Annotated in this window: 12 protein-coding genes, 1 pseudogene and 1 riboswitch; of the genes and pseudogenes, 1 reads left to right on the forward strand and 12 read right to left on the reverse strand. The window is 35.5% G+C overall.

All coding sequences use genetic code 11. The features are described from left to right. Positions 1-10 precede the first annotated feature (10 nt). Both KXJ69_RS01310 and KXJ69_RS01315 read right to left on the reverse strand, forming a co-directional pair. Positions 11-1,111, reverse strand: a complete 1,101-nt coding sequence (locus KXJ69_RS01310; RefSeq protein WP_219050533.1) for a bifunctional 3-deoxy-7-phosphoheptulonate synthase/chorismate mutase type II — start codon at positions 1,109-1,111, stop codon at positions 11-13. Beyond that, positions 1,101-1,970 carry a prephenate dehydratase gene (locus KXJ69_RS01315; RefSeq protein WP_219050534.1) on the reverse strand — a complete coding sequence of 290 codons (870 nt, stop codon included), beginning with the start codon at positions 1,968-1,970 and terminating at the stop codon, positions 1,101-1,103. Before KXJ69_RS01315 ends, KXJ69_RS01310 begins: the two co-directional genes overlap by 11 nt. A 243-nt stretch (positions 1,971-2,213) precedes the next feature. Here KXJ69_RS01315 and gldA point away from each other — a divergent pair, with 243 nt between their 5' ends. Continuing rightward, a complete protein-coding gene (gldA, locus tag KXJ69_RS01320) occupies positions 2,214-3,113 on the forward strand; it encodes a gliding motility-associated ABC transporter ATP-binding subunit GldA (protein WP_219050535.1) in 900 nt (299 codons plus the stop codon). On the opposite strand, the gene KXJ69_RS01325 is transcribed toward gldA, so the two are convergent. The 10 genes and pseudogenes from KXJ69_RS01325 to KXJ69_RS01370 all read right to left on the reverse strand — a co-directional run. Continuing rightward, a complete protein-coding gene (locus KXJ69_RS01325; RefSeq protein ID WP_219050536.1) occupies positions 3,100-3,861 on the reverse strand; it encodes a GIN domain-containing protein in 762 nt (253 codons plus the stop codon). The genes gldA and KXJ69_RS01325 overlap by 14 nt on opposite strands. 1 nt (position 3,862) lies before the next feature. Beyond that, positions 3,863-4,972, reverse strand: coding sequence for an acyloxyacyl hydrolase (locus tag KXJ69_RS01330; RefSeq protein ID WP_219050537.1), 1,110 nt, complete (start codon positions 4,970-4,972; stop codon positions 3,863-3,865). Positions 4,973-5,149: 177 nt separating this feature from the next. Next, a complete protein-coding gene (gene metF / locus KXJ69_RS01335; protein WP_219050538.1) occupies positions 5,150-6,106 on the reverse strand; it encodes a methylenetetrahydrofolate reductase [NAD(P)H] in 957 nt (318 codons plus the stop codon). After that, a complete protein-coding gene (metH, locus tag KXJ69_RS01340) occupies positions 6,107-8,800 on the reverse strand; it encodes a methionine synthase (RefSeq protein WP_219050539.1) in 2,694 nt (897 codons plus the stop codon). Position 8,801: 1 nt separating this feature from the next. Beyond that, a complete protein-coding gene (locus tag KXJ69_RS01345; protein WP_219050540.1) occupies positions 8,802-9,743 on the reverse strand; it encodes a pyridoxal-phosphate dependent enzyme in 942 nt (313 codons plus the stop codon). Beyond that, positions 9,740-10,750 (reverse strand): homocysteine S-methyltransferase family protein, encoded by a 1,011-nt coding sequence (locus KXJ69_RS01350; RefSeq protein WP_219050541.1) that lies wholly within the window; start codon positions 10,748-10,750, stop codon positions 9,740-9,742. The genes KXJ69_RS01345 and KXJ69_RS01350 overlap by 4 nt, the downstream gene beginning before the upstream one ends. A 65-nt stretch (positions 10,751-10,815) precedes the next feature. Next, positions 10,816-10,925: riboswitch (SAM riboswitch) on the reverse strand. A gap of 70 nt (positions 10,926-10,995) precedes the next feature. Next, positions 10,996-11,628 (reverse strand): phosphoadenosine phosphosulfate reductase domain-containing protein, encoded by a 633-nt coding sequence (locus KXJ69_RS01355; protein ID WP_219050542.1) that lies wholly within the window; start codon positions 11,626-11,628, stop codon positions 10,996-10,998. A gap of 65 nt (positions 11,629-11,693) precedes the next feature. Further along, positions 11,694-12,116, reverse strand: a complete 423-nt coding sequence (locus KXJ69_RS01360; RefSeq protein WP_219050543.1) for an RrF2 family transcriptional regulator — start codon at positions 12,114-12,116, stop codon at positions 11,694-11,696. A gap of 9 nt (positions 12,117-12,125) precedes the next feature. Continuing rightward, positions 12,126-12,545: an OsmC family protein gene (locus tag KXJ69_RS01365; protein ID WP_219050544.1), complete on the reverse strand. Its 420-nt coding sequence runs from the start codon at positions 12,543-12,545 to the stop codon at positions 12,126-12,128. Positions 12,546-12,548: 3 nt separating this feature from the next. Continuing rightward, a pseudogene (locus tag KXJ69_RS01370) lies at positions 12,549-13,628 on the reverse strand (homoserine dehydrogenase family protein); the annotation flags it as partial. Between the last annotated feature and the right edge of the window lie 25 nt (positions 13,629-13,653).

Below are 13,653 nucleotides of genomic sequence, written 5' to 3' on the forward strand. Positions count from 1 at the left end.
AAAAAGCCTGCTAATGCAGGCTTTTTTCTTGTTGTGAAACAATTTTATTTTGATGGTTAATGGATTCTTGGTGAATGGCTTTATAAATTCTAAGGATGAATTCTTCGCTCAAGCGATGTTCTTCACCTTCCAAAATCATTTTACCAAGAATTTCATTCCATCGTTTCGATTGTAAAATAGCCACATTGTTTTCTCTTTTCAATTCTCCAATGGCGTCGGCAATTTTCATTCGTTTTCCAAGCATTTCAATTAATTGATGGTCAATAACATCAATCTTCGTTCTAAGAGTAGCTAATTTGTTATTAAATTCTATTGCATCCCCTTCCTCTTTTCTTATTTTTAAATCAACCGTCATTTTATCGAGAGTTGACGGAGTAATTTGCTGCGTAGCATCGCTCCAAGCATTGTCCGGATCGTAATGGGTTTCTACCATTAATCCATCGTAATTGAGGTCTAATGCCGTTTGACATAAATCAAATATAATATCCCTTCTTCCTGCAATATGCGAAGGGTCTAAAATTAAAGGCAAATCTGGAAAGCGATTTTGCAAATCGATGGCAATTTGCCATTCAGGATTGTTACGATATCTGGTTTTCTCGTACGTTGAAAATCCTCTATGAATTACCCCTAGGTTTTTTACATTGGCACTATAAAAACGTTCTACGGCACCTAGCCAAAGGGACAAATCTGGATTTACTGGGTTTTTTATCAGGACAATTTTATCAGTTCCCTTTAAGGCATCTGCGATTTCTTGTACAATGAACGGTGACACTGTAGACCGTGCTCCAACCCATAAAATATCTACATCGTGTTCGAGGGCTAATTCCACATGGTTTGCATTAGCCACTTCGGTTGTGGTTAACAGGCCTGTTTCTTCCTTAGCTCTTTGAAGCCATTTTAAGCCTAATGCACCAACACCTTCAAAATTTCCAGGACGGGTACGTGGTTTCCAAATACCAGCTCTAAAAACAGTGGCGTCAGTATTCTTAAGCTCATGAGCAATTTTAAGCACTTGCGCTTCGGTTTCGGCACTACAAGGTCCTGCAATCACTAATGGATGCGCCAATTCCATGGCATCTAACCAATTTCTTAATTCTTTTTTATTCTCCATCTTGTATTACGTTAGTTAATTCACTGGGTACATTTTCAATGTTTTGGGCATACATACCAAGTATTTTGAAATTCTTTACAAATTGTTTTAAACTTTCAGTAGCACTATAAAAATCCTGTGGATCCAAAAATGTCACATCCACAAAAAAGGCATATTTCCACGGTGTTCCTAAAACTGGCAAGGATTGAATTTTGGTGAGATTTATATTATGCAAAGCCATAATTTGAAGTGCCTTACTCAAGGTTCCTACTTCATGACCCAATTGAAATCGTATGGAAGCTTTGTTTGGTACTTTTTTAGTAGCGGAAGTACCCTTATTCCCAATTAACACAAAACGGGTGTGATTCTCTTTAATATCTTGAATATTACTATCCAATATTTTTAAACCATAGCGTTCTGCCACTTGTTTTCCTGCAATAGCCGCTACTCCTTGAAGATTGTTTTCACGAATTCGTTTGGCTTCACTAGCCGTATCGTTCCCTTCAATAATTTTGAATTGCGGCGGGAATTTTCTTAAATAATCACGACACTGAAGCAATGCGACAGGATGTGAATGCACTTCAAAAATATCGATAATCGATTCAGTTTCAAGTGCCATTAAATACATTTGAATATTAAGAAATACCTCATCCAAAATTTCAAAATCCCCTTTTTCAACCAGATTATAGTTGGGTAAAAGCGATCCCGTAATGGTGTTTTCAATGGCAAGAACACCAAAATCCGCTTTTTTATTTTTCACGCTTTGGGTAACTCCGTCAAAAGAATCACACATGACTAAGTCTACTTTCTCGTTTGGAAATAACTTCTGGACAGCTTCATCATGGAAAGAACCTTCAATTCCTTGTATTGCAATTTTCATAATTCGAATAATTAAAATGTTCCATAAAAAAACCCGGAAATAAGCTCCGGGTTTCTAAATTTATAATTTAACATAAATTACATAGTTACCCGTTTCTTACCGTAAAAGTAAAAAAACCAAAAGTTGAAATATGTAAAAAATGTATTCATTGCGCTATTAATTGTTGCTAAAGTAAACAATACTTTATAACAACAAAATCTTTTTTGCGTTTTTTTATTTGTGTAGCTTTACCTTTTTAAAATTATGTCGATAGAAGTACAACATATTTCAAAAACCTATGGCAATCAAAAAGCCCTAGACGATGTTTCTTTCTCACTTAAAAAAGGAGAGATTGTAGGATTCCTTGGTCCAAATGGTGCTGGGAAATCTACGATGATGAAGATTTTAACTACCTATCTCGAAGCATCAAATGGAAGCGCCTCTGTAAATGGTTTTTCTGTTGAAAAAGAGGCTTCAAATGTTCAAAGAAGTATTGGCTATTTAGCGGAACACAATCCTTTATATTTGGATATGTACGTAAAAGAGTATCTTCTTTTTAATGCTGAAGTGTACGGCGTTTCTAAAAATGAAGTTGAGAATGTTATTTTAAAAACAGGTCTCACATCTGAAGCACATAAAAAAATTCAGCAACTCTCAAAAGGGTATCGACAGCGTGTGGGCTTGGCCAATGCCTTATTGCATAATCCAGATGTTTTAATTTTAGATGAGCCCACTACAGGTTTAGACCCCAACCAACTGATTGAAATACGAGAATTGATAAAAAATGTGGGTAAAGAAAAAACCGTACTTCTTTCTACCCATATTATGCAAGAAGTGGAAGCTATTTGTGATCGTGTCATTATAATAAATAAAGGAAAAATTGTTTTGGATACACCTTTTAGAGAGCTTCGGAATAATAAAACCCAAATTATTGAAGTGGAATTTGACTATAGGGTTGAAGAAGTGGCATTGCAAAATATCTCTTCAATAAAAAATATTGAAAACAAAGAAGGCTTTTTATATCATTTACATTTTAATACAGAAGAAGATATGCGAGGTAAGGTATTTGATTTTGCACATGATAATGGATTAAAAATACTTCAGTTACATCAAAAAAATACCTCCCTAGAAAAGTTATTTATTGAATTAACTACTCAAAAATAAGTCTTCCTGTGTAAAGTTCTTCAACCTTTACAAACGGAGGGCGATTTTTAGAAATAACATCTCCTATTCCTTGAATAACTCCACTAATTCTTTCTACAGGATATACAATTATTTTATTTGTACTTCTGTGGCTAACAAAAACCTTATCCGTAATCAATTCTTCAGCTTCGACTCGAACATCCCCATCCGAGAGAACATAAGACACGGAACGTGCCACTCCTTGAAGTCTAAAGGTAGATAATCCATTAGCAAGAATTTCAATTGTGGATACATCAATATTATCAAGATTGAAATCACCATCAATATGAAATTCATCTTCTTCAAATTGATCTTCAGAAATCAAGACTATTTTATGGTTTTTTAGCCTACCTATATTCTCCACCGTTAAACCAGAGCTATTTCTTATTTTCAAAGTATCGGCAAGTACAGTAACAAAGACCGTTGTTCCTTCATCAATATCTCTAACAAAGTTACAGCTGTTCCTGTCACTTACTTTTAAAATACTATCTTCTACTCGAACTCTAATCTCGTTAAATAGATTTTTTCCAGATCTAACCATGACTCTCTTTTCTGGGCCTTCTACTAAAACCAATTTTACTCTATCCCACACAATAATACTATTAAAGTCATCAACTTCATATACCTCTTCCAACATATCACCGGCGGACTGAAAGCAATCTGGAGCGTTTTCAGAATCACATCCAAAAATTAAAAACAAAATTGATATATAGAATAAATTTTTCATCATTTTACAATCTTAAACCTAAACCAAATTCAACCGCTTCCGCCTTTGCCCAATGTGCTTTAACAGTCACAGCGATAAAAACATTGTCATTAAACATATATCGTTTTAGACCCAACCTATTATAGGTGATATTCTCAAACTCATATGGCCAGTAGATATATCTTCCTAACTGTGAAACAAACGCTACTTTATTAAATCGAAGTTCATGGCCAATAAAAACTCCTACCCTTCTAAAATCCTCATCGCCTGTAAGTCCATCACCGGGATAGGCAATTTCTCTATAGCGAATTAAATTAAGTAAAAAATAAGAAAAATATACATCTACACCAGCTTGAAAAGTACTTTTATAATTAATTCTTTTATCTGCAAAAAATGAAAAAGTATAAAAGGGGAACTGACCCAATCCATTCACATCGGCTTCATTAACCCCAGTTCTAAAAACAACATTGTAATGAATTCGCTCTGCATAATTTGAACTTCTCCAAGACCCCACCGGAATTCTAACTGGGAAATTTGGGGCATCAAATTGATAGCTTAAACCTGCACTTGCAAAAAGTGTATTCGTACTATTATTAGGAGCTTTTAGATTTGCATTGGAATAGTGTAAAACTCCTAAATTAAGCTGTATTCCTAAACCATCAATAATATTTTCTTTTACAAATCCTGCCTTTATAAAAGTGGAACTTAAAAACCTACTTCCATAGGCACTATTTTCGTAATTATCATCTGGGTGATATGGGTTGGAAGCATATGCAACACCTTGACCCACTGTAACTCTTAAATATCTATTTAAAAAATACCAGTTAAAATGTCCATACAGCCCATAGTTTTCACCTAAATATGTATTCTTTAAATCTTGGTATGAAAATGTAAAGCCCCAATCTGGAAAATTATACCTTCCCTCCCATTCATTCCAACCGTATGTTTTTCGGTTATAAGAAAGCCACAAACCATTAGGAAAATCTGTGATTAAATGGGAGATATCTTGATTGTGTTCTAGAATGCTTCCATAAAAATAATCTGCTTCTATAGAAAATGGTTTCACCTCATTTTGCTGTCCTACAGTAACATGGGCAACAAACAGAAAAAAAAACAGATTAAATAAATTTCTCATAGCTTTTAAGAAGCCGTAAATATACATTAATCTTCAAATATTAACCCCTCAGGACTGAATTCTTCAATATCAATAACAGTTAACTTTTTCAATGATAAACAACCGGTTCCATGGGTAACATCACATAGTATATTAACTAACAATTCAGTCATTTTATTTCCATCAATTCGAAAAATATTAGAATATTTGAGAGGCAATAGCTTTAATATTATTACTCTTCCCCATGGAGTAGTAATGAAGTACAGGCACTCCTTTTTCAATTAACTCTTTACTTTGGGTAATACACCACTCAATTCCTATTTGGCTAGCAGCTTGATTGTCTTTGCATTTAACTACTTCCATAATTAAATCGTCTGGAAGGTCTACATTAAATCGATGCGGAATTAAATTCAATTGTTTTTTGGTGGCAATGGGTTTTAACCCTGGAATAATAGGAACGGTAATTCCCTCTTTACGACATTTTTCAACAAAACTGAAATATTTCGAATTATCAAAAAACATTTGGGTAACGACATAGGTAGCCCCCTTGGCAATTTTCTTTTTCAGAAAGTAAATATCACTGTCCATACTGGGTGCTTCAAGGTGTTTTTCAGGATATCCGGCAACTCCAATACAAAAGTTGGTTGGAGCCGTGTTTTGAAGCTCTTCCTCCAAATATTTTCCGTTATTTAAATCTGAAATTTGAGCCACTAACTGACTCGCATAACTATGACCATCTTTTTCTGGAGAAAAATAAGTTTCACTTTTTACAGCATCACCCCTAAGTGCCATCACATTATCAATCCCTAAAAAGCCTAAATCGATTAAGAAATTCTCGGTATCTTCTTTACTAAAACCTCCACACAAAATATGAGGAATGGCATCCACATCATATTTATTTTGAATGGCAGCGCAAATTCCCACAGTCCCTGGACGTTTTCGCACTACTTGCTTCTGTAGAAAACCGTTTTCCAATTCTTTATACACATATTCCTCACGATGATAAGTAACATCTATAAAGGGCGGATTAAATTCCATTAAAGGGTCAATTCCATCAAAAATGGATTGAATGTTTTGTCCTTTTAAAGGTGGAAGAATCTCAAAGGAAAATTGTGTTTTTCCGTTGGCTTGTGCTACATGTTCTGTTACTTTCATTTACTCTGCAATGTTGGGTTGAAGCCATTGAGTGGCTTCAGTTAATGATATATTTTTTCGTTGGGCAAAATCTGCCACTTGGTCTTCGCTAATCTTTCCTAGACCAAAATATCGAGCTTCAGGATTCCCAAAATAATATCCCGAAACCGAGGCCGCTGGCCACATCGCCAAACTTTCGGTTAGGGTAACACCAATGTTTTCATTTACTTGTAAAACCTCCCAAATCGTCTTTTTCTCTAAATGATCTGGACAAGCAGGATATCCTGGAGCAGGACGAATTCCTTTATATGTTTCGGCAATTAATTCCTCATTAGAAAGATTTTCATTAGCGGCATAGCCCCAATGTTTTGTACGTACTTCCTTATGAAGATATTCTGCAAATGCCTCAGCAAGTCTATCGGCCAAGGCCTTCACCATAATTGAGTTATAATCATCATGTTCTTTTTCAAACTTCGCAGCTAATTCTTGCGTTCCAAAACCCGCCGAAACACAAAAACAACCTATATAATCTTTAAGACCTGAATCTTTTGGAGCAATAAAATCGGCTAAAGCAATATTGGGTCTACCTTCGGCTTTTTTACTTTGTTGACGTAGGGTTCTAAATATTCCCCTCTTTTCCTCGGACACCTCCCTCGAAAGGGGAGGAAAATATAATTCTATGTCGTCGTTATTTATTGTATTGGCTTCAAAAAGACCAAAGATGCCTTTTGCTTTTAATAGTTTTTCTGAAATAATTTTCTGTAGCAACTGTTGTGCATCCTCAAATAATTCGGAAGCTTGTTTTCCTACCACCCCATCTTTCAAAATGTCTGGAAATCTTCCGTGGAGTTCCCAACTTCTAAAAAAAGGAGTCCAGTCTATGTACTCTTTCAGAATTTCTAAATCTAAATTTTCAATCAACTGAATTCCCAGCTGTTTGGGTTTTACAATTTCTGAAGCCTTCCAATCTATTTTAAATTTATTCTTTCGGGCTTCTTCGATAGACAAATATTCTTTAACACGTTGTCTTTTTGAAAACCCTTCTCTGAAAATTTTATATTCTTCTTTCAGCTTTATTTTATAAGCGTCTTTTCGTTCTTTCTGCAGTAAATCTCCTACTACCGTAACAGCACGCGATGCATCATTTACGTGAACCACCGTTTGTCCATATTCTGGGTCTATTTTTACTGCGGTATGCGCTTTGCTAGTCGTAGCACCTCCAATTAACAAGGGTACTTTAAAATTCTGTCGTTGCATTTCTTTGGCGAGAAACACCATCTCGTCCAAGGAAGGGGTTATTAATCCGCTTAGCCCAATAACATCTACATTTTCTTCTTTTGCGGTATCGATAATCTTTTCGGGGGGTACCATGACTCCTAAATCGATGATTTCATAATTATTACAAGCCAATACTACCGAAACAATATTTTTTCCAATGTCATGTACATCCCCTTTTACGGTCGCCATCAATATTTTACCATTTGAAGAAGACACATGATCCTTTTCAGCTTCAATATAGGGAAGCAAATAGGCAACGGCTTTTTTCATGACTCGTGCACTTTTCACCACCTGGGGAAGAAACATCTTTCCACTGCCAAAGAGGTCTCCCACCACGTTCATTCCAATCATTAAATGTCCTTCTATTACTTCAATAGGTTTTGCAACAGCTTGCCTTGCTTCTTCAATATCCTCTAAAATATAAGCATCAATTCCTTTAACTAAGGCACGAGTGATTCTATCTTGCAAAGGTTCCTCACGCCAGGATAAATCGACTTTCTTTTCTTCCCTTGTCCCTTTAACGGTTTCAGCAAAGTCTAATAACCTTTCAGTGGCATCGTCTCTTCGGTCGAGCATAACATCTTCTACTCGTTCTAGTAAATCTTTAGGGATATCATCATATACCTCCAACATCGTTGGGTTTACAATCCCCATATTCATTCCTGCCTGAATCGCGTGATACAAAAACACCGAGTGCATCGCTTCACGAACCACATCATTCCCTCGAAAACTGAAAGAAACATTGCTTACACCTCCACTCACACTACAATGTGGAAGGTTTTCTCTTACCCAACGAGTAGCTTCAATAAAATCAATGGCGTTTCGTTTATGTTCATCCATTCCCGTAGCCACCGGAAAAATGTTTAAATCGAAAATGATGTCCTCTGGAGGAAAATGAACCTTATTTACGAGTATATCGTAGGATCGTTTAGCAATTTCTATTCTTCGTTCGTAATTATCGGCTTGTCCCACTTCATCAAATGCCATGATAATTACGGCAGCGCCATATCGTTTAATGAGTTTTGCCTGACGAAGAAATTCAGTTTCACCTTCCTTTAAACTGATGGAATTCACCACACATTTTCCTTGCACCACTTGTAAACCAGCTTCAATAATCTCCCATTTAGAGCTATCAATCATAATTGGAACTCGGGAAATATCAGGTTCTGCAACCACTAAATTTAAGAACTTAACCATGGCTTCTTTTCCATCAATCAATCCATCGTCCATATTAATGTCGATAATCTGAGCACCCCCTTCTACTTGATGACGAGCGATGGTTAGGGCTTCTTCAAAATTTTCTTCCTTTATAAGCCGAAGAAATTTACGTGAACCAGCTACGTTTGTACGTTCCCCTACATTTATAAAGTTACTCTCCGGAGTTATTACCAAAGGTTCTAAACCTGAAAGCTTTAAATATCTTTTCTCGTTTTCCATTTTAAAAAGGCAAGTTTTTAACATCTACATTTCCACCAGAAAGGATTATTCCAATCTTTTGACCTTTTAATTTTTCCTTTTGTTGTAACACAGCCGCTAAAGGAACCGCACTGGAGGGTTCTACCATAATTTTCATGCGCTCCCAAATAAGTTTCATAGCTTCCACAATCTCAAGTTCTTCTACACAAATAATTTCCTTTAGTAACTTTTGAATAATAGGAAAATTAATATCTCCCAAATTGGTTCGCAATCCGTCTGCAATGGTGTTAGAAGTTTCATTGGTTTCAATGACACCCGATTTTAACGATCGGAACGCATCATTCACATTTGAAGGTTCACCTCCAATCGTCTTACAATTTTTTCCGAAGTAATAAGCCGAAAGTGCTGTGCCAGCAATCAATCCGCCACCACCCACTGGCGTTAAAACTACATCCAGCGTCGGGTACTCTTCTAGTAACTCTAAGGTTGCAGTCGCATTTCCTAAAATCACATCCAAATTATTGGATGGATGTAAAAAAGTAGCTCCTTTTTCTTGTACTATTTTTTTTGAAGTGGCTTCCCTTGCTTTAAGTGTAGACTCGCAAAAAATAACTTCGGCTCCATAACCCAGAACGGCTTCTTTTTTTACTGAAGGAGCATTTTCTGGCATTACGACATAGGCTTTTATTCCTAATTCATTTGAAGCCAAAGCAACAGCTTGACCAAAATTTCCTGAAGAATGTGTGACTACGCCTTTTTCTTTTTGAATTTCAGAAAGATTTTGAATAGCATTAACAGCACCTCTCATTTTAAAGGCACCCATTTTCTGAAAGTTCTCACATTTAAATAAAATAGATGTTCCTGCTAATTCATTAATCGCCGAGGATGAAAGCACAGGGGTTCTATGAACAAATGGCTTAACACAATTGTAAGCATTTAATATGTCTTGTTTGGAGGGAATCATATTACTGCTTCAATTTTTGGTAACGGTCTCGGAGAAAACTTTGCAGCTACCTCTGTGATGGCCTTAATATGAGGAGGTGTGGTTCCACAGCATCCTCCAATAATATTGACCAGATTCTTTTGTAGGTACTCCTCTATTTGTTTTCCCATTTGTTCTGGTGACTCATCATACTCTCCAAAGGCATTTGGTAATCCAGCATTGGGATAGGCAGATATAGCTAAATTGGTCCTACTAGAAACAGCTTCTAAATGTGGAGTCAGCTGTTTTGCACCCAAGGCACAATTAAATCCAACGCTAAGCAATGGAATATGTGAAATAGAGATTAAAAAGGCTTCGGCGGTTTGTCCAGAAAGGGTACGCCCCGAAGCATCTGTAATGGTTCCACTTACCATAATGGGAATATCGAGATTTCGTTCTTCTTTTATCTCTTCAATAGCAAACAAAGCCGCTTTGGCATTTAGAGTGTCAAAAATGGTCTCAACCAATAATAAATCAGCTCCGCCGTCGATGAGTGCTTCTGCTTGTTGTTTGTATGCTATTCGTAATTCTTCAAAAGATATTGCTCTAAACCCTGGATCGTTTACATCTGGAGATAAACTAGCTGTTTTATTGGTAGGTCCTAAAGCACCAGCCACAAAACGAGGTTTGTGTGGCTCTTTTGCTGTATATTCTTCAGCAACTTGTTTTGCTATTTTGGCACTTTCAAAATTTAATTCATAGACCAAATCTTGCATATCGTAATCTGCCATGGCAATGGTTGTACCAGAAAAAGTATTGGTTTCCACAATATCGGCTCCCGCTTCAAAATATTTTTTATGAACCTCGGCAATAGTTTGCGGCTGGGTTAACGAAAGTAAATCGTTATTTCCTTTGACCGATTTATGAAAATCTTTAAACCGTTCTCCACGGAAATCTTCTTCGGTAAATTGATAGCGTTGCAACATGGTTCCCATGGCGCCGTCGAGAACTAAAATACGTTCTCGTAATAATTTTTCAATACTATGCATAACAAACAGAGTCTATAAATTAGACTTTAAAAAATGCTATCATAAAAAGAGGAGAAATCTTCGTTTTGTTATCTATTCTGAAATTAACTTCAGATAGAATGTAGCACCTTCATTGCATGGCAAAGGGTTGCTAAGGTTTCAAAGGGTCTATTCCCTCCACCTTTCTTGATAACGTTTCAAAAAGTGTATGAACTGGCACAAAGAAAAGGCATAAAATTGTTTTTACCAATTCTTAATGTAAAAAATTAATGCTTTAAATGAATTCCACATTCGCGATTCTCTAAAGCTTTTACAGGATCGAAATAATCAAATTCTAATGGTAACTTTTTGTTTTTTATATAGGCTTCCAATGCATCATCATCATAATGATAAAAGGGGCTTACCTTTAAAATTCCATCGCGACTAAAACTAAATACATCTAATCCATTGCGATGCTCAGTTTGTCCTTTTCGAACATTGGTAAACCAAACATCGGGCTGATGCTTTTTAAACGCTCTATTAAAAGGCTCCAACTTTACCTTTTCTGAAAAAATAGGATGGTTTGGATTGTTAATATTTGGTAATCCAATTCTACTATTTATATATGCGGTAGTATATTTTGGACTGAAAATTTCGATATTAAGTTCAAGGTTTTCAATCAAGTAATTAGCATGTTTATAGGTAGCTTCAGTATTATATCCTGTGTCACACCATATCACCTGAATATCCTTTTTTACTTTGCTACAGGCCCACAATAAAGCGGCCGAATAGGAACCAAAACTTGTTGTAACTAATGGACTTTTGGCTTGTTCTAATGAAAAAGAAATAATTTCCAAAGGGTCTTCAAATCGAACATTTTCATTAAATAAATGAATATTTTGAGGAGTGATTTGGTTCATGCTATTATCCTATCGATTTAGTAGAGTTTGCAAACATACAAACTTTAATCAAAAAAAAATATGATTTATGTCAGTTGATTTTTCACAAAGTCTGAAAGGGACGTATTCTCCATAATTGAAAGTGTGTTATCTCGCACCTGAATCATAAGATTGTGAACACTACAAAGATCCTCGTCTGGGCAATCTTCACATTTTTCATAAAAATTGAGACTTACACAAGGCACCATAGCGATGGGGCCTTCAAGCACTCTATAAAACGCAGCAATGGGAGTATTTCTAGATTTTTCAAGCAAATAATACCCACCTCCTTTACCTTTTTTAGCACCCAAATAGCCTGCTTTTTTAAGGGTTAAGAGGATACTTTCTAAAAACTTTTGAGAGATATTTTCTGCTTTAGAAATAACTTCAATCTGTACTGGCTCATTGTCCTCCCTTCTTGCAAGAAAGCTCAAAGCCTTGAATCCATATTTTGTTTTTCTAGATAGCATATAGTAAAGTTATAGTTTCGTTCCGTTTAAAACAACATCGTAAGTAATTTTTACTGAATTTTCTAAAGTAATCGAAACCGAACAATATTTTTCAAAACTTAAAGAAGCGGCTCTTTTAGCTTTTTCTGGGGCAATATCACCTTCCAAATAAACGGTTACATGCATAGATTTAAAAGGTTTTGCGTTTCTTACTTCGGAACGAGTTCCTTCCACTTCTACTTTGTAAGAATCTACAACTTGACGTTGCTTTTTCAAAACATAAATGATGTCTATAGCATTACAGCCACCTACTGCCATTAATAAAAGTTCCATAGGGCTTGCCCCATTTACTTTGTTATTGTTTTTATTATCTATTAATACCGAGATATTATTATCCCCTTTTCCTTCCAAAAGGTAATCCTCATTAATTCTATTTAAAGTAACTTTCATGAATTATTTTATTTTATCACTTAATCTTAAAATATCACCCAAAACACCTCTTGCCGTTACTTTTGAACCCGCTCCAGCGCCCTGTATAATAATGGGGTGATTACCGTAATTTTCAGTATAAATTTCAAACAGTGAGTCGCTTCCTTGTAAATTTCCTAACGCACTATTTTTAGAAACTGAAACCAAGCTTACATCCAAAATAGCTCCATCTTCCTTAGACAAATCGCCATGTAAATCTCCTACGTACCGCAATACTTGACCTTTATTAAGGTTCTTCTTTTTAATTTGAAACGGAACATCCAATGCCTCTAAATTTTTTAAAAACGTTTCTTTGGATACTTTTCTTAATTCTTTCGGAATTAAATTTTGAATCGAAATATCTTCAAACTCATTATGCAAATCCAATTCTCTTGCTAAGATAAGAAGTTTTCGAGCCACATCATTACCACATAAATCTTCCCGTGGGTCAGGCTCTGTATATCCCACATATATTGCCTTTTTCAATACCGAACTGAAAGTGCCTTCTTCTTCAGAAAAGGAATTAAAAATATAGCTCAACGAACCTGAAAAAACGCCTTTTATTCGTGTAATATTCTCACCTGAAAGATGCAATAGTTTGATGGTGTCAATAAGTGGCAGCCCAGCGCCAACATTGGTTTCATATAAATATTCTTTTTCATTTTTAGCTAGTAAACCTCGTAATTCTTGATAAAATTTTAAACTGGAAGTATTGGCAATTTTATTGGATGAAACCAAATTAAATCCTGAATTTATAAACTCAGGATAATGATTTACAAATTCTGAAGAAGCGGTATTATCAATAGCGATAAGATTTTTCAGTTGATTTGTTTTAGCAAAATGAATTACCTCAGTAATGGAATAGCATTGTGTTTTTGTTGTAAACTCTTCTTTCCAATTTGCTGAAATATGTTGTCCCAAAAGAGCCGTTTTGGAATTTGCAATACAAAATATATTCAACTCCAAATCGCGACGCTTTGCAATTTCATTTTTCCTTTCAAATAGTTGGTCAATTAATACCGAACCCACATTTCCTCTTCCAAAAACCGCAATATTAATTTGCTTCTTTTTTAAGGCACCCAAATTAATG

Source organism: Halomarinibacterium sedimenti, from assembly GCF_019312585.1.
Taxonomy (GTDB): Bacteria; Bacteroidota; Bacteroidia; order Flavobacteriales; family Flavobacteriaceae; genus Halomarinibacterium; species Halomarinibacterium sedimenti.